Genomic DNA, 20,586 nt, shown 5'->3' with positions numbered 1-20,586 from the left:
GGCTACCGGTCGCCGAAGGCGGCTTCGAGCAGATCCCGGCCGGGACTGAGCAGCCCGACCGCTTCATCCACATCGCGGAGCCGTGCCGAACTGGTCGAGAGCGTGAGCCCGGCGACCAGCACTCCGCGCCGATTGCGGATCGGGAGCGTCAGACACCCTGCCCCGGAACGCAATTCATTCACCTGCAAGGCGTATCCGCGAGCCCGGGCGAGGGCGTCGTTCTCGGCCAGCGCGAGCCGCCCGATGGCGGATGCGGTGAGATCGCCGGTGATCACGTGTTCGTGCTCGATCGGATACTCCGGATCTGCGTCGAGAATGCGGACCCGGGGTCGTTCGGTGCCGGTGCGGTGATATCCGGCCAGATGCACACCGCCGCGGGTGTGATCGCGCAATCGCGCGAGCGCCTCCAGTGCCGCACCGGGAAGCGGTGCGGGCGTCGCCATTCCGGCCAGTTCGGTCACCTTGCTGCCGAGCGCGAATCCGCTCAGATCCGGTGTGCGCACCAGATACTCCTGCTGCACCAGCAGATTCAGCAGCCGGTACGCGGTGGCGCGCGGCATACCCAGATTGCGGCTGATCTCGCGCGCGGTCACACCCGGACCGCAGGCGGCGACCTCCTCGAGCACCACCAGGGCGCTCAGGACCGCCTTGGGCTGGCGGCCGCCGATACCGTCCGAAGCGCTCACGCCGCGTCTCGCTCCTCGCGTGCGGAACCGCCCAGCACATCCGCGCCGATCGGAATGTCATGGGTGCCCACCAGGAGTGCGCCGCGTCGCCGGGCACGGCGGAACACCATGAGCCCGACCGCGACTCCGAGCAGGAACAGCACCACCCCGGCCGCGCGCGGACCCTGCCATTCGGTACCCAGGAAGACCACCAGGCAGCCGGCCAGCGCCAGCGCGGCCACGGTCGCCACCAGCACCGGACCCACCATGAACTCACCGATGCGCCGCAGGAAGAACGGCACCGCCGCGCACACCAGCGTGTAGGCCAGCACATATCCGCCCGCCGACACCACCAGCAGAATCCCCACCGCCTGCCGGTTCGTGATTCCGGCGGCGAGCAGCAGTGCGGGCACCACGGTCACCACCGGCATCGACACTCCGATCGCGATATGCGGGGTGCGATGCACCGGATGGGTGCGGCTCACCGACCGCGGCAGCACCCCGTCGATGCCCATGCTCAGCAGCACCCGGACCAGCGCCGTCGCCGAGGCCAGCGCACACGCGAAAAACGATGCGGCCACACCGCAATCGAGAATCGGCGAGATCCACCCGACCCCGTAGTACGACGAAAGCTGATGCACCGGTGCGGAATCCTGATCCAGCGCCACCCCCGCCGCGCGAAACCCGGTGGTCTGCACCGAGGTGGCCGCCACCACCAGCACCCCCGCCGCGATCGGCGACCAGATCAGCACCCGCGGCACCGCGGCGAACGGGCGGCGCGCCTCCACCGACAGCGAAGCCGCGCTCTCGAATCCGACGAACGCGGTAATGGCGATGACCGCACCGGTGACCAGCCCGGCGAACGACAGATGCGGTGGCGCGAGCAGCTCCCGGGCGATCGGCCGATGCCCCTGACCAAGGAACAGCACGATCACCAATCCGGCCAGCACCGCCACCGCGACGGACTCCACCAGCAGACTCAAACGCGCCGAGACTCGCACTCCGCGCAACATCACCGTCGCGCACATCAGGCCGCAGCACAGTACGCACAGGATCGGGATCAGCACGCCCTGCGCGCCCAGCAGATTCGATACCTGCAGACCGATATTCGCCAGTGAGTACATGGCGATGAAGGCGTAGCCGAGGATCATGCCGACCCCGCACAGGAACGCCGCCGTTGGGCCGAGACCCTTGGCGGTGAACGTGTACAGCGAGCCCGCCGTGGTCATGCGCTTGGTGAACTGATTGATCGCCGCCGCGACCGGCAGCGTCATACCGATACCGAGCACCGCCGCCCACAGCGCCCCGTCACCGCTGGCGGTCACCAGCATGGCGGGCACGGTGGCCGCCGCCGCGCACGGCGCGACTGCCGAAACCGATTGCGCCAGTAGATCCGGAAACCCCAGGCTGCGCCGGTGCAATCCGGACATGGGCGAGGTGTCGCGCACCCCGGAGACCGGCGGGGGATCGGCGATGGCCTGATCTAGTGCGCTGCCGCGTGAGCTCATACGCCCGGAACGTACGAAGGCAATGTGTCGCGAATGTTGCCGTGATGTCAGCGCTCGGTGTTGCCGAACGAGACAGCGCGCGGGCGGAGGGTCTCAAAAGCGGCTGCCGTGACCGTTACCGCCGGGTCATGGTCCGGCAAAGGGATGCGCCAACAGTGTTGGGAGTTCCAGGTTTTCGCTCTGCGAGGTGCACCCATGACATCCATATCCAGTCCCGGCCGAGGGACCTCCGCGTCACCCGGCGGGTTACGCGGCTCACTCGGGCCCGGCGCCATCATCTTCATGGTGGTGGCCGCGGCGGCCCCGCTCACCGTGATCGGCGGCAGTGCGCCGATCGCCATGCTGATCGGCAATGGCGCGGGTTTCCCGGCCATGTTCGTCGTGTCCGCCGTTGTGCTGCTGCTGTTCTCGGTCGGCCTCAGCGCCATGAGCAGGCATGTGCCCAAAGCCGGGGCGTTCTTCACCTATATCGGCTACGGCCTGGGGCGGCCGCTCGGATTGGGCGCGGCCTACCTTGCGCTGCTGACGTATACGACGGTGCAGGTCGCGGTGTACGGGTTCCTGGGCGCGGCACTGCGCAGGTCCGTGCTCGATATCGGGGGACCGGACCTGCCGTGGTACGCCTACGCGCTCACCGTGGTGGCCGTGGTCGGAACGCTCGGCTATCGCCATATCGAATTCAGCTCGAAAGTGCTGGGGCCCCTGCTGATCGCCGAGGTGGGCATCGTGCTGCTGCTCGGTCTGGTGGTCGTGGCGCGCGGGGGAGCCGAGGGCTTGTCGGCGCAGCCGTTCACCCCGCATCTGGCGCTGTCCGGCTCGCCCGGACTGGGACTCATGATGGCGCTCGCCGGATTCATCGGATTCGAGGCGACCGCCATCTTCCGGGATGAGGCGCGCGATCCGGCCCGCACCATTCCGCGCGCCACCTACGGTGCGGTCATCTCGATCGGACTGTTCTACACCTTCGGCACCTGGGCGCTGGTCATGGCGTGGGGACCGGATCGGGTGCTCGATGAGGCGGCCCAGGATCCGGGCGGGCTGATCGTGCGCACGGCACAGGAGTACCTGGGGACCGTCGGCGCGGTCGCCATCAATGTCCTGTTGCTTACCAGCCTGTTCGCCTGCGTGCTGTCCTTCCACAATGTGATCGCGCGCTATCAGCATTCTATGGGCGCGACGAATGTGCTGCCGGGCGCGTTGGCCCGGGTGCACGGGCGGCACTCCTCGCCGTACCTGTCCTCGGCGGTGCAGACGGTGACGGCGGCGACGCTGATCGCGGTGTTCGCGCTGTGCGGGCTCGATCCCGAACTCGAGGTATTCACCTGGTTCTCGGGTGTGGCGAGCCTCGGGGTGGCGCTGCTGATGGCGCTCACCTGTGCCGCGGTACTGGTGTATTTCGCGCGCACCCGGGCGGATACTCGGTTGTGGCACACGCGAATTGCGCCCGCCCTGGGTGTGGTCGGCCTGACTGTGGCGGCCGGGCTCATCGTGCTCAATTTCCGCACGCTGATCGGCGGATCGGCCACCCTGTCGACGGTATTGCTGCTGATCACCTTCGCCTGCCCGCTGGCGGGCATCGCACAGGCGTACGCGCTGCGGCGCGGCAATCGCGGTGTGTACGACGGCATGACCGATGCCATCGCCGCGTGACCCCGGCTCGTTCTCCTATTTCCCTTCTCATCAGGAGTTGTCATATGTCCACTGTCGAATCACTCGCGGCATCAACCGATTCCGGGTTACGAGTGCTGGAGAGCCTGTCCGCCGACGAGATCGGTGCCGTGCGTGAAATCCTCACCGCGGCAGGCAAGGTCGGTCCCACCGGACGTTTCGTCTACGTCGGACTGAACGAGCCGGACAAGGCCGAGGTACTGGCCCATCAACTCGGTACCGCGCCCGCACCCGAACGCCTGGCCCGGGCGCTGCTGCTGGATATCGCGACCGGCGCGTCCCGGGACGTCCTGGTATCGCTCACCCGTGGCGAAATCCATTCCGACACAGCGATAGACGGCGCACGCGGTCAGGTGCCGATTCTGGAGGAGGAATTCGCCGAGGTCGGCGTGGTGCTCGCAGGGAACGACCGTTGGTGCGCGGCACTGCGCGCTCGTGGCGTCGATTCGGCCATGACGGTGTGCGTACCGCTGTCGGCCGGGCACTACGACATCCCGAATGAGCAGGGCCGCCGCATTATTCGCGTCTTCGCCTTCCGGCAGGACCATCCCGAGGATCACCCGTGGGCGCATCCGGTGGACGGGCTGTGCGCCTACGTCGACATCATCACCCGCGAACTGGTCGATCTGATCGACGACCGCATTCTGCCGGTGCCCGAGGAGCACGGCAATTTCCAGGATCCCGAATTGGCGCTGCCGGGCTACGAGGGCCTCAAGCCTATCGAGATCACCCAGCCGCAGGGACCGAGTTTCACCGTCGACGGTGACAGCATCGAATGGGCGAACTGGCGGCTGCGCATCGGATTCGATGCCCGCGAGGGACTCATCCTGCGGCAGTTGAGCTTCCGCGACGGCGATCGCGATCGCGATCGCCCGGTGCTCTACCGCGCCTCGATCGCCGAAATGGTGGTGCCCTACGCCGATCCGTCACCGAACCGGTTCTGGCAGAACTACTTCGACACCGGCGAATACCTGTTCGGCCGCTTCACCAATTCACTGCGGCTGGGCTGTGACTGCCTGGGCGAGATCCACTACTTCGACGCCACCCTCGCCGATGAACTCGGCATGCCCCGCACCATCGAGAACGCCATCTGCCTGCACGAGGAGGATTACGGCACGCTCTGGAAGCACACCGACCTGTTCACCGGCGTCAGCGAGGTGCGGCGACAGCGGCGGCTGGTGATCAGCTTCTTCACCACCGTCGGCAATTACGACTACGGGTTCTACTGGTACCTCTACCTGGACGGCACCATCGAATGCGAGGCCAAACTCACCGGCATCGCGTTCAGCGCCGCCTACCCGCCCGAGGGTTCGCCGTATCAGAGCGAGGTCGCCCCCGGGCTGGGTCTGCCTTACCACCAGCATCTGTTCAGCGTTCGGCTGGACATGACGGTCGACGGGACCGCCAACGCGGTGGACGAGGTGGAGGTGAGCCGGGTGCCCGTCGGGCCGGACAACCCGTACGGAAACGCGTTCACCGCCAAGACGACTCGACTGGCGAGTGAGTCGGAGGGCGTGCGTGATGCCGATGCCGCCAGCGGTCGGGTGTGGCATGTGGTCAGCACCGAGCAGACCAATCGCATGGGCAAGCCGACGGGCTACGTGCTGCACCCGCAGCAGACCCCGACCTTGCTTGCGGACCCGTCTTCCTCCATCGCCGCCCGCGCCGCCTTCACCACCCGCCAGCTGTGGGTATCCCGGTACTCGCCCGAAGAACGCTATCCCGCAGGCGATCTGGTGAATCAGAACGCGGGCGGGGACGGCCTGCCCGCCTATATGGCCGCCGATCGCGGTATCGACGGCGAGGACATCGTGCTGTGGCACACCTTCGGCCTCACCCATTTCCCGAGGCTGGAGGACTGGCCCGTGATGCCGGTCGACTACGTGGGTTTCACGCTGAAGCCGTACGGATTCTTCGACCGCAATCCGGTGCTGGGCGTGCCCGCGTCGACGCAATCGCACTGCTGCCATCCGGAGCCGCGGTGACCGTCGATCAGCATGCGCCGCAGCGGTATTCGCTCCCCCCGAGTGATCGCGCTCGAATCGCGGGCCGCTGCGGCGCGGTCCTGGCGGTGGGATCGGCGGGACTGCACGCCGCCGGTTCCTCCGGTCACGGCTCGGTGGCCGCTCCCGGCGTCGTACTGCTGAATCTGATGATCCTGGCGTGCCTGGTGTGTGCCTGGCACCTGTGGACCCGGCCGACCATACGGGCATGGGCGCTCACGGCCGCCATGAGCGCGGGCATGATCGTCCTGCACACGATGCCGATGGGTACGGCGATGCATCACACGGAAATGCCCATGCTGCGTGCGGCGACCGGGACCGCTGTCCTGGAAATCGCTGTGGCGGCCGCGGTTCTGATCACTCGGACAGTGGTTACGCCTTGTGCGCGGAGTCGATAGCGTCCGGCAGTAGATCACCGAGTTCGACACCACCGGGTCGCACCCCGGTGGCCGTCGGCAGGCCGAACTCCAGCAGATCGAACACCGCGTGCATGGCAGTGACCGCATCGGGTTCGCCGCCGACGAACTGCGGGATCTCCAGTACATAGCGCGCGGTGGCGCGCGCGGTGATATCGCCTGCGGGACGGCCGATTTCGGCGGCGATGGCCTCGGCCAGGGGCTCTTCGCAGCGAATCCAGAGCTTGCGGGAGTAGTCGCGCAGGGCCGGGGTGTTCATGATCAGCTCGGTGCGCCGCCGGAAGTCCGGGGACTGATCGGCGGCGAAAGGTCCACGGCTGGAGATGAACTCGCGCAGCGCCGCCATCACCGACTGACCGGCGGGGCGGTCATGCACCGCGGCCAGCAGGCGCTCGCGGCGTTCGACGCCGTCGTCGAACATGAGCGCCTCCTTGCCGTCGGGGACGTGTTTGAACACCGTCGGCACCGAGATGTCCACCGCGTCGGCGATCTCCTTCACGCTCACCGCGTCGTACCCGCGTTCGAGGAACAGTCGCAGTGCCGCATCGGCCAGCGCTTGACGGGTCTGGGCGTTCTTGCGTTCGCGGCGTCCCATGGTCGGCGTGGTCATCGGCCCATCGTATCAGGTCTGTTAACTCACATAATTAATTAACTCAGTTGCTGTTTTAACTGAGTTGTGTTTTTCTGGAAGCATGACAGAAGAGAAGCTGGAGACAACGCCCGTACTGATCGTGGGTGGTGGCCTGGTCGGGCTGTCCGCCGCTGTTTTCCTGCGCCGCCGAGGTGTGCCGACCGTGCTGGTCGAGAAGCATCCGGGCAGCTCAGCGCATCCCCGGGCCATCGGATACACGACCCGCACGATGGAGCTGTTTCATGCGGCGGGTGTGGAGCTGCCGCCCGTCCACGGCGGCAAACCGCGCCGGGCGCGCGTGGAGAGCCTGGCCGGAGAGTGGTTCGAGGAGTACCCGTGGTCGCCCGCCGGAGCCGCTTCGCGCCCGGAGATCGACTATTCGCCCATGCGGGCCACCGCTCTGGCGCAGGACGCGCTCGAACCGATCCTGCGGGACAAGGCGATCGAACTCGGCGCGGATATCCGCATGAGCACCGAACTCGTCGAGTTCGCGCAGGACGACTCCGGGGTGACGGCAACCCTGCGTCGACGCACCGACGGGCACGAATATCGGCTCCGCGCACAGTATGTGGTGGCCGCCGACGGTGTGCGCAGCCCGGTTCGCAAGGCGCTCGGCATCGATCGCACGGGTCGCGGTCTGCTCTCCGAACAACGCAGCATCCTGTTCCGCGCACCGCTGGACGAGTACCTGGTGCACGGGGTGAACCAATTCGAAATCGAGCAGCCGGATCTCACCGGCTTCCTGACCACCTACAACGACGGCCGCTGGGTCTTCATGATCGCCGACGACATCGAGCGGGACGAGAACGCGCAGCGTGCGCTGCTTCGCAAGGCCATCGGGCGGGACGATATCGATATCGAGCTGATCACCACCGGTCGCTGGGAGCTGGCCGCGCTCATCGCCGACCGATTCGCGGACGGCCGGGTCTTCCTGGCCGGGGATGCCGCGCACCAATTGCCGCCCAACCGTGGGGGCTACGGCGCGAACACCGGTATCGAGGACGTGCACAATCTCGCGTGGAAGCTCGCGGCGGTACTGGCGGGGGAGTCGGGGCCGGAGCTACTGGACACCTATGACGCCGAGCGTCGGCCCATCGCCTGGCTGCGGCACGAGCAGATCTTCGCGCGTGCGGATTACAAGGCGCACTTGGAGACCGGAGCCGCGACGGCGGAGATCATCGACGATGACGCGATGGAGCTGGGGCAGCTGTACCGCTCGGCCGCGATACTCGGCGCGGGTCCGGAATTGCCGCGTGCCCAGCGGCCCGAGCAGTGGGCCGGACAGCCGGGGACGCGTGCCCCGCATATTCCGGTGCGCGCCAACGGTTCCGAGTTCTCGATTCTCGAACTGTTTCAGCGGGGCTGGGTGCTGCTGAGCGCGGATGCGCGTTGGGCGTCGGCGGCAGCCGGAATGGCCACCGAACTCGGTATCGACGTCACCTTCGTACATATCGGCGAGGATGTGGAACCGGTTGTGCCCGAGGCATTCCAGACCGCGTACGGCATCTCGGCACAAGGCGCGTCGCTGATCCGTCCCGATGGCTACATCGGATGGCGTGCGGTTACCGCGCCCGGCGATCCGGACCGCGCCCTGCGTGATTCCCTGGCCGAAATCTCGTGTGCGGTACGTCAATTCGCCGAGCGCTAGTCGACTCTCTCAGAGCCGGAACGACTTCGACTCCAGCCGCCGAGCCGTGCGCGCCGCCATCAGGGTCGAGATCCCGGTGGGATGCAGCGGATCGTAACCGGTGAGATCGGCGATCCGGCTCAGCCGATAGGTGACGGTATTGCGGTGGATGAACAGCGCGCGAGCCACCGCATTGTGATTGAACTGATTGTCGATGAAGGCATCGAGGGTCTGCCCCAGCATGGGCTGATCATCGAGCGGATCGAGCAGCGCCGCCAGCGCGTGCCGGGTGGAACCCGTTGTGGCGATGGCGTATTCGAACATCATATGCTCGCGACGGCAGACCACCTCGGGCAATTGCAGACTGCACGCGACCTCGGCCACCGCGGTGGCCTCGGCATAAGCCGCCGGGATGGCGGTATGGGTCGAGGCCGGGGCGACACCGATCCAGAACTGCGGGTGCGGATCGGAATCACGCAGTGCGAGTGTATGAATGAGCCCGCTCACCGGATCACCGGCGCTCTCGCGCATGGGCACCAGTGCCGTCCAGCCGCCGCTGTCCCGGTGCAGCAGGGTGCCCGGCAATGTCGCCAGGCGACTGCGCAGCCGGGTGAGCGTGCCGGGTGCGGGTTCACCGAGGCGGATCACGGCCACGAGAAACGCCGGGGCGGGCGGTGATTCGGGATCGACGGCCCATCCCGCGGGTTCGCGCCCGGTCAGCAGTGCGTCCGCGATCTCGCGCTGGCGTTCGAGCAGATCCCAGCGCGGCTGGCGTGCGTCCTCGACCAGCGCGCCTGCGATGCGGCCCATGATCAGGCCCAGATATTCGGTCAGGCGTAGCCCGACCTGCGGGACGACGCCGTACTCCCGCACATCGAGCAGCGGCATCAGTTGCGCCCAGAAGAAGGCCGCGCCCACCCGGTAATTGGCCAGTACCTCATCGAGGGACATGCCGTCGTGCACCAGCGTGAGCGCCCGATCGATGAGCGGCTGGGTATCGGCGACCGAGGGCTCGATGTCCTCGATCAGATATCGGAAGAACAGTTCGAGGTTCAGGGTGGCGCCGGGGACGAAATCCGCGTCTCGAAAGGAATGCGGAAGTTCGTCATACGGCTGCGTAGCACCGCTGACCGCGGTTGCCAGCGCGGTAGCGCGCTCCCGCAGCAGCTCCAATGTGTCGCCCATGCCACCTCCTTGTGCCCGAGCGCATACAGTGTCTCGGACACTGTATGCGATACAGGATGTTACAGATAGCCCGGCTACCTCAGCTGCCCGGGAAACCGGCCGGGAGCGGCTGGAACGCGGCCATGAACTTCGGCCCGGGCGACAATCCGCGCAGCACCGCACTGGTCCAGGCGACCGCGGGCAGCCAGCCGGTGACCGCGTTGGTGATGTGCTCGGGCACCGGAACGGTATAGAACCGCACGTCCGCGCCCTGATCCCAGTAGGACTGCACGGTCGGGATGACCACCGACGGCGGAATCAGCTCATCCCAGACACCGTGCCACCACAGAATCGGGGTGTCCGGGATGTGCTTGCCGAGGCTGTTATCGCTGAGCACCTGCAAGACCTCCGGCGAGGTATTGAGCGATTTACCCGGCTGGAAATAGTCGCTGATCGGGCGATACACGCCCTGCAACGCGATGGTCGCATAGCAGCGGTGCTGCATATCGGCGAGCAGCCCCTGCCCTTCGGGCGTCAGGAATTCCTCGGGCTTGAACACATCCGGGTACTCCCGCGACAGCGAGGCGAATCCGAGCCACATGGTGAAATTACTGGTGCCGGTCAGACCGGGCTGATTGCGGGTGGCGTAGTCCGCCTCGGCCACCAGGTTGCCGGGGGTACCGCCGATGGAAGTGCCGAGCAGCCGCACATCCGGTGCGTAGCTGGCCCGCAATTCGGCCGCGCGAATGGAACCCGAACCGCCGCCGGAGTATCCGTACAGCGCGATCCCGGAATCGGTGAGACCCAGCGAGGTGTCATTCTTCATGGCGCGCAAGCTGTCCAGCACCATCTTGCCCTCGGCATAGGTGTTGAACGTATTGAACTTGCCATCGAAGTCCGGGACGTTGATCGCGAATCCCTGTGCCAGCCAATACACCACGAGGGTGGATTCCTTCATGGTGCCGGTCTGCAGGGTGTGCGAGGGGTTGCACGCCGAATCGGTGGAGTCGATGGCCTCCTGGAAGGACACCACCGGCCGCGCGCTGCCCTGCCACGGAATGCCCGGGACGATAACGGTCGACGCGGTGACGATCGGATTGCCGTGCACATCCTCCGAGCGGAACAGCAGCTGTTTGGTGTACACCGGAACCGGCAGGCCGAGCAGGCGGGTCTGCACTTCGCGCGAGCGCACGATCTCGCCGGGCTGATAGTCGGCGATGTTCTCCGGGTCGTTGTACCAGGGGTCCTGATCCGGGGACGGAATCGGCAGCAGATCGTAAATCTGTGGCTCCGTGGGCAATTGCGGCAGTTGATTCTGATTCGGCGGGAACGTCGGCGGGAAATCCGGTTCGGCGCCCGCCGCGCCCGCACCCGCCGTCACCAAACAAGCCGACGTAGCCAACACCAGCAGCCGCCGCATTCGAGCCCTGTTCACCCGAGCCTCCAAAACTCCATTGTTTCCACACCACCGGCTCAGACACTCCGGTGCATGCGATCCAGCTCACACCACCGCCACCCCGCGCGCAATCGGCGTCATGCCGATCATGCATCGCCGAATTTGTGCATGTGCACGAGTGAGCCGCATTACCGGGCCGGAATCAACCCGGGCCGAATGCGTTGCCATGGCTATGAGCTCCGCACAGACCACCCGCTTCTCGATCCTGGACCGTTCGCGCGTCCGGGACGGGCAATCGCATCCCGAGGCGTTGCGCGAGACCGTCGAATTCGGCAGGCTCGCCGAGGAGTGGGGCTATCACCGATTCTGGGTGTCCGAGCATCACAGCGTGCCGGGTGTCGCGGGTTCCGCGCCCACCGTGCTCGCGGCCGCGATCGCCGCGGTCACCGATCGCATTCGAGTGGGAACCGGCGGCGTCATGCTGCCCAATCATCAACCGCTGATCGTCGCTGAGCAATTCGGAACGCTGGAGGCATTGTTTCCGGGCCGAATCGATATGGGACTCGGGCGATCCGTGGGATTCACCGACGGCGTGCGGCGGGCGCTCGGGCACGGCAAGGATGACGCCGAGGACTTCGACGCGCAATTGACCGAGGTGCTGGAGTATTTGGCGCGCGGGCGAAATGGCGTGCACGCCTGGCCCGCCGAAGGCTTGCGGGTTCCGGCGTATCTGCTGGCAACCGGATCGGGTGCACAGCGAGCGGCGGAGTTCGGCCTGCCGCTGGTCATCGCCGCCGTCGCCGGTGAAGACGCGATGGTCGAGGCAATCGACAACTATCGCAAGGCTTTTCGGGTGACCGAATGGGGGAGCGCGCCGTACGTGATCGTCTCCACCTCGGTGGTCATCGCGGACACCGTCGAAGAGGCGCACCGTTTGCTGCTGCCCGAGGCATGGTCGGCGGCGTACTCCCGTACGCGTGGTGAGTTTCCGGCGTTGATCTCACCGGACAGAATCGAGCGTGAACCGATGACCGATCGCCAGCGCGGAATCTTCGAGGACTCGCTGCGCGGGCACATTCACGGCCCCGAATCAGTGGTGATTCCGGAGTTGGAACGTCTGATCGCGCATACCGGAGCGGACGAAATCCTGGTGCACACCAGCACTTTCGACCGCACCGCGCGGCTCGAGTCGCATCGGCGACTGGCCGCGGCGGTGTGGGCGGGCGCTTCCGCGCCCGCCCCGGCCTAGCAGTCCGGGGCTGTCAGGCCAACCGCTACCGCACTCAGATGGTGACGCCGAAGTCCTGCGCGATGCCGGCCAGACCGGAGGTGTAGCCCTGACCGGTGGCGCGGAACTTCCATTCGGCGCCATTGCGGTACAGCTCGCCGAAGACCATGGCGGTCTCGGTGGAGGCGTCCTCGGACAGGTCGTAGCGGGCGAGCTCGGTGCCGTTGGAGCGGTCGACGACGCGGATGTAGGCGTTGCGGACCTGGCCGAAACTCTGTGAGCGGGTGTCGGCTTCGTAGATCGACACCGGGAAGACGATGCTGTCGATGGTGGCCGGGGTGTTGGCGAGGTCGACGTTGATGACCTCGTCGTCGCCTTCGCCCTCACCGGTCTTGTTGTCGCCGGTGTGCTCGATGGTGCCTTCCGGCGACTTCAGGTTGTTGAAGAAGACGAAGTGGCCGTTGGAGACGACCTTCTTCTCCGGGCCCAGGGCGATGGCGCTGGCGTCCAGGTCGAAATCGGTTCCCGTGGTGGTTCGCAGGTCCCAGCCCAGACCGACGGCGACGGCCGTCAGGTTCGGAGCCGCCTTGGTAAGCGAAACATTGCCACCCTTGGTCAGACTGACACCCATACCGATTTCTCCTAACGATCTCTACGGTGGCCGGCCACCGGCCCTACCGGATTATTCCTCGGAGATCCGCTCCGCATCCCGTCAACGTCGTTGTTGCCGGGAAGGTTCCGGGACCATCCGAGGGAATCATGCCGGAAGTGCGTGCTGGCGGCGCAGTGCGGCGTCGAGGGCGAGGGTGTCTTCCAGGACCAGATCGTCGGTGAGGCGGCCCCAGCGCAGGGTGAGCCATTGGATTGCGGTGTTGCGGTAGGGGGTTCCGTCGGCGAGCGTGCCGGTGACGTTGAGTTGGGCGGCGACGGTGGTTTTCCAGGGCCAGCCGTTCGCGACGACGTCCACGAGTTCGAGGCGGACGCCCGGCAGATGCTGTTCGAAGGTGTCGAACCAGTTCCGGAAGGCATCACGGCCGCGCAGGTCCGCGCCGAGCGCGGTATCGCCGAGGAAGCGGAATCGAATATCGGGCGCGGCCATCGCCACTGCCGCGTCGAAGTCGCCCGCGCCTGCACGGCGCCATGTTCTCCGGACCAGGGTTCGCACGATAGCGTGGTACATATACTCAAGCTAACCTGCTGACTTGCTTATAACAAGGGACTGTCATGGCTAGGACGGACTTCAGTCGGATCGCCTGCTCGATCGCGCGCTCGGCCGCGATCGTCGGCGATCCGTGGGCGCTGCTGGTGGTGCGGGATATCGCTGTCGGTCTGCACCGGTTCGATGAGCTCCAGCGAGATCTGGGAGTCGCCACCAACGTGCTGAGCGATCGACTGCAGCGGTTGGTCAATGCGGAAGTGCTGGAACGGCATCTGTATGAGCGGAATCCGGACCGGTTCGAGTACCGGCTCACGGAGAAGGGGCAGGATCTCGTTCCGGCGCTACTGGCTTTGATGGCGTGGGGTGATCGGTGGGAATCCGGTTTCGATGGTGCGCCTTTGCGTGTGCACCATCAGGACTGCGGGCACGTCACCAATGCCGTTGTGGCATGCGAACAATGTGGGGAGCGGTTGACAACCGAGACTGTCGATTACCTGCCCGGGGCAGGGGGCCGAGTTGCGCCTGGCACCGCACTGATCGGACACCTGCTTGGAAAGACAAAAGACTAGAAGAACTAAGAGCTAAAAGAACAAAAGAAAAAGACGCCCGGACAAGAAAGAACAAAACAAAAAGAACCAAAACATTTGGGCGGCTTGGTTCTTAGGTCCTGGAAGGTGACCACAGCCAGTCACCACGTCGGGTGCGTGAGGTGCGTGCCTGGGTTGCGGGAGAGCAAGTCGGGTACGGCAGGCGAAGTAACCAGCACTGCTTCTTTGTCCGGAGTGCGGGAGGGCTGGAACCGGACATCCGCACCCCGAAGTTCGATGCGGACATGCCTGTAGGACCGGCAGGAGGGTTCCTGACGGTGAATGCAGGTGGGGTGGAACCTATTGCCGGGCTGGGCAAGCCGGGCGAGGCAATACCCACGGTCGCGCTTGGCGCATCCGGTTCGACGCACACGCCCGAGAGGGGCGAGCAGGCAGTGGTGGCGCGGGCGGGGCGGTGGCCATCAACTCGTCCGGGTGGTGAAGGTGGTTCACCTTCGGTGTCCGGGTCGGGTCGATGTGCGCTGGTGCGATCCAGGCGGTGCGGCCCGCAAAGGCCGAATCCGCGCCGAGCTTTATGGTGGTCCACCCGGTCGGGGTGTCGTTCACCAGGGCGTGGCAGTGATCGCAAGCCAGCGTGAGGTTCTCGATGTCCGTCGGGCCGCCTTTGACGTACTCGGTCACGTGGTGCACGGCGGCCATGCTAGCGGGTGCGGTGCAGCCCGGGCGAGTACAGCCACGCTCGGTAGCGATCAACGCCATCCGCTGTGCCGGGTTCGCCAGGCGGGCTTCCCCGATGTGCAAGGGCATCGCGTTGGCGTCGGTGACGACGGAGAACGTCTTGCTCTTGCGCGCAGCCATTTCCAACGCGACCGCGACCGGCACCGTCCCACCGGTAGCCGTGGTGGCCACACCGGCGGCGCGCTCCACATCGGCGATGGACATGGTCAGGATCGTGGTCACCGGCAGGCCCCGGTGCGAGCCCAGGTGTGCGGGGTTGAAGTCGGGGTGCAGGAGCGCGAACAACGCATCGTGCTGACGCTGCACCGTGGTGCGCATATCGCGTGCGGCCGCAGCCTTCACGACCTCCGGATCGAGCTTGTCATCCACCACGAACGGGCTTTCGGGATCGGCCGGGTTGCACAGGCCGGGCCGGGCGAGCTTGGCCAGCACAGCGTCCATCGCCGCGCGGGCTTCGGGGGTCAACACCACGGTCATGGTGGACATCAGGTCGAAACCCTGCGGGCTCAACCGCATGCTGCGCATACGTGCACGGTCTGCATCATCGGTCAGGGTGCCATCGGGGTCGAGATGCCCCAGGATCCGGTCACCGATCTTGGGCAGTTGGTTCGGGTTCAACGCCCGTGCGTGCCGGGCGAGGTGCTCCTCGGCGAGGGCGCGGTCTTCGACAGATACCTTGCTCGGCAGCCGGTCCATGACCTGCCGGATCACGCGCACATGATCGAGACCGATCGCGCCTTCCTCTTGCGCCAGCGCGGTATTGGGCAGCACCGGCGCAGGTACGGAGATTTCGTTGTTGTCTCCCACGCGCGGCCAGATCGCGGCCTGCTCGGCGCAGTGCCACCGGTTCAGCGCGTCCCCGTGCGAAATCCGCAGTGTGTCTTGCAGGAACAGTGCGACGCTGCCCGCGCCTGCGCGCTTGGGCAGCGACCGCGAGCAGGTCTGCACCACCAAATCGAGCTTGAGCGCGTCGAGTTTGCGGGTGGCGGCCTCGATCTGCTGCATCAATTCGACAATGTCGTTGTCCGACACGGGAATAAGCGGCTGAGAAACAAGGGACTCGATCGCAGCGGACAGTGCGCTTGCACTCTCCGTGATTGCGATGTTCTCCCCTGAATTCATACCCCTATTCTACTCCCGCAAGAAGCCTTCCGAAAGCTTAATTCTATTGTGATACAAAGCTATTCAGAATATCGAGATCTTCAAATTCAATTCCTGCCCTACTCGTATACGGCGATCTCTACGAGATTCCCGTCGGGGTCGTAGCAGTAGTGCGATGTCATTTTGCCGAGAGCACCTTCCTTGGTCACCGGCCCGTTGATGATTTCGACCCCCGAGGCGGTGAGGTGCGCGGCCACAGCCTGCGGGGAACCGCCGGTAATGAAGCAAAGATCTTCGGACCCAGCGGCTTCGGTCGTGGCTGTCGTCCAGGCCGGGTCGATCTCGAGTGCCCCGATGGGGCGCAGGTTGATCTTCTGATTGCCGAAGCTGAGGGCGGTGCGGCCGCTGGGGCCGAATTTGGTGATGGTCATACCGAGGACCGCCGCGTACCAGGCGGCGGTGGCTTCGACATCGCGGCAGTTGATGACGATGTGGTCGAAGCGGTTGACCGCGAAGGAATTCGCCGGTTGCGGTGGCCGAGGGTCGAGGATGGCTGCCAGTTCCAGGAGGCTGGCGGCGTTGATATCGAAGGTGTCCTCGTAGGTGACGTCCGGGCGTTCGCCGGGTCCGAATTCGAGCGGCCGGGCGATGAACGCGGTGCGGAATCCCAGCTCGGCGGCGGCTCGAATGTCGTACTTGTGGCTGGCCACCATCATGATGTCGGCCGGGTCGAGGCCGAGGTAGCGTGCTGCCATCAGGTATGTGCCGGGCGCGGGTTTGAACGCGCCCGACATTTCGGCGGTGAAGATGGCGTCCCAGGGGAGGTTGGCGCGCTTGGAGATTCGCACGACCGCGGCGACATCGGCGTTGGACAGCGCGGCGATGGTGTAGCGCTCGCGCAGGGCCGCCAGTCCCGGAACCGTGTCCGGCCAGGGGATGAGGCGCTGCCAGGCCGAGGTGAGTTGTTCGCGTTCGGCGTCGTCGAACACCGTCGCGTCATAGGTGATGAGCAGCTCGTCCAGAGCAGTGCGGTAGACCTCGTGCACCGGCTGCCAGTCGCTCGCCGGATCGGATCGCGCGATTCGATCGGAATAGGCTTTGCGCCAATCGTTTACGAATCGCGGACCATCGATATCCACCCCACGCGCCGCGCAGAGCTGCCGGACCTCGGTCAGGATCGTGGTGAAGAAGTCCGTCACCGTCCCCTGAACGTCGAACAGCAGCGCTTTCGGTGTCGCCTCGCTCATATGCATCCCCTTCCGGGACAAGCGTATTCAGCCCCGCCGATCGGATCGCGGATCGGAGGGACTTCTCACACCAGCGCCGCCCGGGATTGGACGTAGGCGATGACGTCGGCCGCGTAGTCCGACGCCTCCTGATCGTGGCAGCACAGCCGCAGGCGCTCGAGCGCGTTGTCGAGCTCCGGGCCGGAGCCGTTGTCGGCGAGCAGAACCGCGATGGCTTCCCAGGTGCCGAGTTGCGGATCCGGTTGGGCCAGTAGTTCGTCGAGGTACGCGTCGGGTTCGAGCAGGCGCAGTGCGCGGCGGGCGTAGGCGTGCACGCGGCGGGGGAGTTCGGCGCGAATGGTGTCGATATCGGCCGGGTCGATGTGCCCCTGTGCCTCGGCGGGCAGGTTCATGGACCACATCTCGGTGAGATGGGCGGGCAGGCCGTCGGGGATCAGGCCGGGCCCGGTGGCCGCTTCGAAGGGTATGGGTGGGCGGCTTAGTCGGGTATTGCGCCAGTTGCAGAACTCCCACCAGGGCGCGGGGGTGGCGCTCATGGTCAGCCCGAATCGCAGGATTTGCTCGCCGCCGGTGAAGGTCCGGAAGGTTCGGGTGCGCCCGACCGTCGCCACGCCCGCATCCACGACCCGTGTCCACGTGGGCTCCGCACCGTCGAATCCATACGGCTGCAGCAGCTTTCCGGTATCACGCATCAGGCGGCGCAGAGCCGATTCGGGTTTGACCATGTCCGCAGATTAGCGGTGGGCGCTGACAGATCGGTGGAACCGGAGATCGTGCCGCGCCCCGCGACACAGGACCGTGACGCCGCACCCGCGGTGGCGCGCCGCACCGTCCGTGCGCCGTCACATCGCTATGACGGTGCGCGCCAAGCCCACTTACCCGGCGAACCATTGACCGGCATACAGAACAACCCGGTCCCGGTGGCCGATTTGGCGACCTTCCCCTCCTGCGAACCGGCGCAGCTCTCCCCGGACTGATGCTGTCCGTCCACCAGGGTTCCGGGGTCGCCCCAGGCGTAGACCCGCCCCGAGGTGACGCTGGAGCACATCAGCAGCTTGCCGTTGGCGGTGTAGCCGAATGTTCCGGCTTCGCCCGCGGAGCACGAGGATCCGGAGACCGGCTTGTTCTCGTTGAGCCAGCGCAAACCGCTGTCACCGGCGGCGTCGCAGGTCAGCATCGCGCCGCTGGCGGCCTTGGCCTGTTGCCCGGCCGTATCGCAGCTCTCGCCGAGCGCGACCGGACCATTGCTCTTGGTGGTCGTGGTAGTTGTCGTGGTTGGAGCCGCACCGCCGCAGGAGTATTCGATGCCGTAGTTCTGCGCGGTGGCCGCGCCGAGGCAGCCGAACGGCACCGCACCTGAGGAGCTGAGCTGGAGTGCGGATTCGGCGGATTTGTTCACGCAGAACAGTCCGGTCTGATCCATGCGGCAGTCGAAGTCGTCGAAGGTGATTCGGCTGCCGTACGCCAGGGCCGGACCATCGCCGAGCAGGAACTGTCCCGGATCACCCTTGACCGCGCCGACGCCCACGCGCTCGCCCGGATAGTCGACCCAGCCGCCGACCCAGTTGCCGAAATTGCGTGACGTCGGCCGCGAAGGCGGATTGTCCAGCGCCACCATGCAGGACAGCCCGCCCTGATCGACCGTGGTGGCCTGTTTCTGGGTCATGCACTGAATCTTCTTGGTCGGGCTCACGAACGCCACGGCCGAGCCCAGATTGTTGATGGTCCCGTCGCTGGTGGTCGCGGTGTGATAGTTGGTGACGTCGACCGTCTTACCCGCCTGCACCCAGGCGACCACCGACGCCAGCGGAGCACCCGCCGCGGGCGGTGTCGCCGGGCCCGCCGCCGAAGTGGTCGGCGCGGGCGTGGTGCGCTGGGTCGTCGCCGCGGTCGCGGTCTCGGTATTCGGCCGGAAATGCTTGGCGGCGAACAGTCCCGCCGTGATGAGCAGCAGTGCGGCCAGCACCGCGGAGAGTCCGATGATGGTGTATCGGCTCGCCGGTGATCGCTTGCCCGAGCTCGCCGCCGGCGCGGCCTCGGGCGGCTCGTAGCCGTCTACGATCGGCAGTACCTCGGTGGCCTGATTCCACAGGTCATCCGGCCGATGGTAATCCGGTGGCATCGACGTTCCCCTATCACAAAATCCGCGAGCGCATCGGTGCTCTCGACCGCTCCGAGACGCAGCATACGGTCAGCGTTGCCGGAAGGCGCAGTAGGCCAGTGAGATTGGCGGTCACGACGGCTTTCCCGAGGTTTCCGCCTCGGTGGATTCCGCTCGCGTGGCGCGATAGACCGACAGGATGCCGGCGATGTGCCGGGACTGGCGGGGCTCATCGGCATGGGGTGCGAGCGCGGTGCGCAGCCGCGTGAGCTGGGCGCGGTCATCGGCGACGGCCCGCACGGCGTGTGCGAAGGAATCGACGGTGCCGTCGGTCGTGCGGATGCCGCCGCCGGCCGGAATCGTCTCGGAAAGCTCGGGATCGCAGTAGACGATCGGCAGGCCGGTGGCGACCGCCTCGAGCAGCACCATGCCCTGGGTGTCGCAGTCCGAGGTCAGCAGCAGCAGATCGTGGGTGCGCATGGCCGCGAGACAGGTGGCCTGATCGACTTCGCCGTGCAGGTGGACGCGATCACCCAGGTTCGAGGCATCCACTGCGAGCCGTACCCGCTCGGCGAGTGGCCCGCCGCCGTAGACGTCCAGGGTGCAGCCGGGGACCGCGCGGATCACCTCGATGGCTTCCAAGGGACGCTTCTCCGGCGAGAATCGGCCGCACCACAGGACGCGCAAAGGCGCTCCGGCGACAGCGGCCTCGACGGGTTCCGCACGGACTCGATCCAGCAGTGCGTCATCGATTCCATTGGACACCACGTGAATCGGCCGATCGACGCCGCGCGCGGCCAGTCGCCGGGCGAAATGTTCGGTCGGCACGGTCACCCGATCGGCGGCCTGTGCCTGGGCGATCATGGGCCGCCAGGCCAGCCGGGTGGTGCGGGTATCGCCCGGATGCGCGGGCTGGTGGCGAAGCGGTACGAACCAGCCGTGCAGCAGCCGCATCGTCAGGGCGGCGAAATACGGTGACGGCGAATACTTTTCGATCATCGTGTCATCGCGGCTCTGCATGGTCTGCACCACGGGCACGCCATGCCTGCGCGCGGCGCGGATGCCCGCGATGGCGCAGCCGTACGCGGTGAGGGTGTGCACGACATCGACCGGGCCGCGCGCGGCGAACTCGGCGTCGATCAGCCGCCGGTTGGCGCGGGTGGGCAGCACCACGGGCAGACCGGTGGCCATCTTCGCCGGAATCGCCGACAGCACCACGGTATCGGTGTCGACCGGCGCGGATTCCGGTGCGGGAGCGCAGAATACGGTCACCCGGTGGCCCCGCTCCCGCAATCCGTCGCACAGCGACCGCATCGCCGTCTGCACCCCGCCCAGGGTGGCGGGGTGGAAATCGGTGAAGAGCGCGATATGCATGGTGTCGGCCAT

At 66.4% G+C, this 20,586-nt stretch carries 18 protein-coding genes and 1 pseudogene; 6 read left to right on the top strand and 13 right to left on the bottom strand.

All coding sequences use genetic code 11. From position 1 onward, the window contains the following. Positions 1-2 precede the first annotated feature (2 nt). On the bottom strand, positions 3-686 hold the full coding sequence (locus tag ACFC0O_RS01550) for a helix-turn-helix domain-containing protein (RefSeq protein ID WP_375952804.1): 684 nt from the start codon (positions 684-686) through the stop codon (positions 3-5). Then, positions 683-2,173: an APC family permease gene (locus ACFC0O_RS01545; protein ID WP_375952801.1), complete on the bottom strand. Its 1,491-nt coding sequence runs from the start codon at positions 2,171-2,173 to the stop codon at positions 683-685. Before ACFC0O_RS01545 ends, ACFC0O_RS01550 begins: the two co-directional genes overlap by 4 nt. 195 nt (positions 2,174-2,368) lie before the next feature. Between ACFC0O_RS01545 and ACFC0O_RS01540 the strand changes: the two genes are divergently transcribed. Genes ACFC0O_RS01540 through ACFC0O_RS01530 form a run of 3 tightly spaced genes read left to right on the top strand, consistent with a single transcriptional unit; the run spans position 2,369 to position 6,242 of the window. Further along, a complete protein-coding gene (locus ACFC0O_RS01540; RefSeq protein ID WP_375952798.1) occupies positions 2,369-3,823 on the top strand; it encodes an APC family permease in 1,455 nt (484 codons plus the stop codon). A gap of 44 nt (positions 3,824-3,867) precedes the next feature. Continuing rightward, positions 3,868-5,826, top strand: a complete 1,959-nt coding sequence (locus ACFC0O_RS01535) for a primary-amine oxidase (protein WP_375952795.1) — start codon at positions 3,868-3,870, stop codon at positions 5,824-5,826. Continuing rightward, complete coding sequence (locus ACFC0O_RS01530) at positions 5,823-6,242, top strand: hypothetical protein (protein WP_375952792.1); 420 nt, start codon at positions 5,823-5,825, stop codon at positions 6,240-6,242. The genes ACFC0O_RS01535 and ACFC0O_RS01530 overlap by 4 nt, the downstream gene beginning before the upstream one ends. Here ACFC0O_RS01530 and ACFC0O_RS01525 read toward each other — a convergent pair. Next, on the bottom strand, positions 6,217-6,870 hold the full coding sequence (locus tag ACFC0O_RS01525) for a TetR/AcrR family transcriptional regulator (protein WP_375952789.1): 654 nt from the start codon (positions 6,868-6,870) through the stop codon (positions 6,217-6,219). The genes ACFC0O_RS01530 and ACFC0O_RS01525 overlap by 26 nt on opposite strands. A gap of 82 nt (positions 6,871-6,952) precedes the next feature. Here ACFC0O_RS01525 and ACFC0O_RS01520 point away from each other — a divergent pair, with 82 nt between their 5' ends. Then, positions 6,953-8,539: an FAD-dependent oxidoreductase gene (locus ACFC0O_RS01520; RefSeq protein WP_375952785.1), complete on the top strand. Its 1,587-nt coding sequence runs from the start codon at positions 6,953-6,955 to the stop codon at positions 8,537-8,539. Positions 8,540-8,548: 9 nt separating this feature from the next. On the opposite strand, the gene ACFC0O_RS01515 is transcribed toward ACFC0O_RS01520, so the two are convergent. Continuing rightward, positions 8,549-9,703, bottom strand: coding sequence for a PucR family transcriptional regulator (locus tag ACFC0O_RS01515; RefSeq protein WP_375952782.1), 1,155 nt, complete (start codon positions 9,701-9,703; stop codon positions 8,549-8,551). 79 nt (positions 9,704-9,782) lie between these two features. Then, complete coding sequence (locus ACFC0O_RS01510; RefSeq protein WP_375955883.1) at positions 9,783-11,102, bottom strand: lipase family protein; 1,320 nt, start codon at positions 11,100-11,102, stop codon at positions 9,783-9,785. Between the two features lie 208 nt (positions 11,103-11,310). Here ACFC0O_RS01510 and ACFC0O_RS01505 point away from each other — a divergent pair, with 208 nt between their 5' ends. After that, positions 11,311-12,327, top strand: a complete 1,017-nt coding sequence (locus ACFC0O_RS01505; RefSeq protein ID WP_375952780.1) for an LLM class flavin-dependent oxidoreductase — start codon at positions 11,311-11,313, stop codon at positions 12,325-12,327. Between the two features lie 34 nt (positions 12,328-12,361). On the opposite strand, the gene ACFC0O_RS01500 is transcribed toward ACFC0O_RS01505, so the two are convergent. Together ACFC0O_RS01500 and ACFC0O_RS01495 are read right to left on the bottom strand one after the other, a co-directional pair. Then, on the bottom strand, positions 12,362-12,937 hold the full coding sequence (locus ACFC0O_RS01500) for a TerD family protein (protein WP_375952777.1): 576 nt from the start codon (positions 12,935-12,937) through the stop codon (positions 12,362-12,364). 126 nt (positions 12,938-13,063) lie between these two features. After that, a complete protein-coding gene (locus ACFC0O_RS01495) occupies positions 13,064-13,486 on the bottom strand; it encodes a nuclear transport factor 2 family protein (protein ID WP_375952774.1) in 423 nt (140 codons plus the stop codon). Between the two features lie 44 nt (positions 13,487-13,530). Between ACFC0O_RS01495 and ACFC0O_RS01490 the strand changes: the two genes are divergently transcribed. Beyond that, the gene (locus tag ACFC0O_RS01490; protein ID WP_375952772.1) at positions 13,531-14,034 is read left to right on the top strand and encodes a winged helix-turn-helix transcriptional regulator; all 504 of its coding nucleotides are present in this window, start codon (positions 13,531-13,533) and stop codon (positions 14,032-14,034) included. 318 nt (positions 14,035-14,352) lie between these two features. On the opposite strand, the gene ACFC0O_RS01485 is transcribed toward ACFC0O_RS01490, so the two are convergent. From ACFC0O_RS01485 to ACFC0O_RS01460, 6 genes and pseudogenes are all read right to left on the bottom strand, one after another. Further along, positions 14,353-15,756 (bottom strand): DUF222 domain-containing protein, encoded by a 1,404-nt coding sequence (locus tag ACFC0O_RS01485; protein ID WP_375952769.1) that lies wholly within the window; start codon positions 15,754-15,756, stop codon positions 14,353-14,355. A 215-nt stretch (positions 15,757-15,971) separates the two neighbouring features. Further along, positions 15,972-16,403, bottom strand: a complete 432-nt coding sequence (locus tag ACFC0O_RS01480) for a VOC family protein (protein WP_375955880.1) — start codon at positions 16,401-16,403, stop codon at positions 15,972-15,974. Next, a pseudogene (locus ACFC0O_RS01475) lies at positions 16,398-17,105 on the bottom strand (haloacid dehalogenase type II); the annotation flags it as partial. The gene ACFC0O_RS01480 and the pseudogene ACFC0O_RS01475, both read right to left, overlap by 6 nt. A 59-nt stretch (positions 17,106-17,164) precedes the next feature. Next, on the bottom strand, positions 17,165-17,824 hold the full coding sequence (locus ACFC0O_RS01470) for a hypothetical protein (protein WP_375952766.1): 660 nt from the start codon (positions 17,822-17,824) through the stop codon (positions 17,165-17,167). Positions 17,825-17,949: 125 nt separating this feature from the next. Next, complete coding sequence (locus ACFC0O_RS01465) at positions 17,950-19,221, bottom strand: hypothetical protein (RefSeq protein ID WP_375952763.1); 1,272 nt, start codon at positions 19,219-19,221, stop codon at positions 17,950-17,952. A gap of 111 nt (positions 19,222-19,332) precedes the next feature. Further along, positions 19,333-20,586, bottom strand: coding sequence for a glycosyltransferase (locus ACFC0O_RS01460; RefSeq protein WP_375952761.1), 1,254 nt, complete (start codon positions 20,584-20,586; stop codon positions 19,333-19,335).

The sequence above is a fragment of the Nocardia sp. NPDC056100 genome (assembly GCF_042266325.1).
GTDB lineage: Bacteria > Actinomycetota > Actinomycetes > Mycobacteriales > Mycobacteriaceae > Nocardia.
This window is presented reverse-complemented; position numbering and strand designations above follow the sequence as displayed.

Bases quoted from the DNA above. Each gene is read 5' to 3' on its own strand.
- ACFC0O_RS01520 (WP_375952785.1), top strand. From the start codon at position 6,953: ATGACAGAAGAGAAGCTGGAGACAACGCCCGTACTGATCGTGGGTGGT.
- ACFC0O_RS01505 (WP_375952780.1), top strand. From the start codon at position 11,311: ATGAGCTCCGCACAGACCACCCGCTTCTCGATCCTGGACCGTTCGCGC.
- ACFC0O_RS01535 (WP_375952795.1), top strand. From the start codon at position 3,868: ATGTCCACTGTCGAATCACTCGCGGCATCAACCGATTCCGGGTTACGA.
- ACFC0O_RS01465 (WP_375952763.1), bottom strand. From the start codon at position 19,221: ATGCCACCGGATTACCATCGGCCGGATGACCTGTGGAATCAGGCCACC.
- ACFC0O_RS01515 (WP_375952782.1), bottom strand. From the start codon at position 9,703: ATGGGCGACACATTGGAGCTGCTGCGGGAGCGCGCTACCGCGCTGGCA.
- ACFC0O_RS01485 (WP_375952769.1), bottom strand. From the start codon at position 15,756: ATGCAGCAGATCGAGGCCGCCACCCGCAAACTCGACGCGCTCAAGCTC.
- ACFC0O_RS01510 (WP_375955883.1), bottom strand. From the start codon at position 11,102: ATGCGGCGGCTGCTGGTGTTGGCTACGTCGGCTTGTTTGGTGACGGCG.
- ACFC0O_RS01525 (WP_375952789.1), bottom strand. From the start codon at position 6,870: ATGACCACGCCGACCATGGGACGCCGCGAACGCAAGAACGCCCAGACC.
- ACFC0O_RS01470 (WP_375952766.1), bottom strand. From the start codon at position 17,824: ATGGTCAAACCCGAATCGGCTCTGCGCCGCCTGATGCGTGATACCGGA.
- ACFC0O_RS01500 (WP_375952777.1), bottom strand. From the start codon at position 12,937: ATGGGTGTCAGTCTGACCAAGGGTGGCAATGTTTCGCTTACCAAGGCG.
- ACFC0O_RS01545 (WP_375952801.1), bottom strand. From the start codon at position 2,173: ATGAGCTCACGCGGCAGCGCACTAGATCAGGCCATCGCCGATCCCCCG.
- ACFC0O_RS01460 (WP_375952761.1), bottom strand. From the start codon at position 20,586: ATGGCCGACACCATGCATATCGCGCTCTTCACCGATTTCCACCCCGCC.
- ACFC0O_RS01490 (WP_375952772.1), top strand. From the start codon at position 13,531: ATGGCTAGGACGGACTTCAGTCGGATCGCCTGCTCGATCGCGCGCTCG.
- ACFC0O_RS01540 (WP_375952798.1), top strand. From the start codon at position 2,369: ATGACATCCATATCCAGTCCCGGCCGAGGGACCTCCGCGTCACCCGGC.
- ACFC0O_RS01495 (WP_375952774.1), bottom strand. From the start codon at position 13,486: ATGTACCACGCTATCGTGCGAACCCTGGTCCGGAGAACATGGCGCCGT.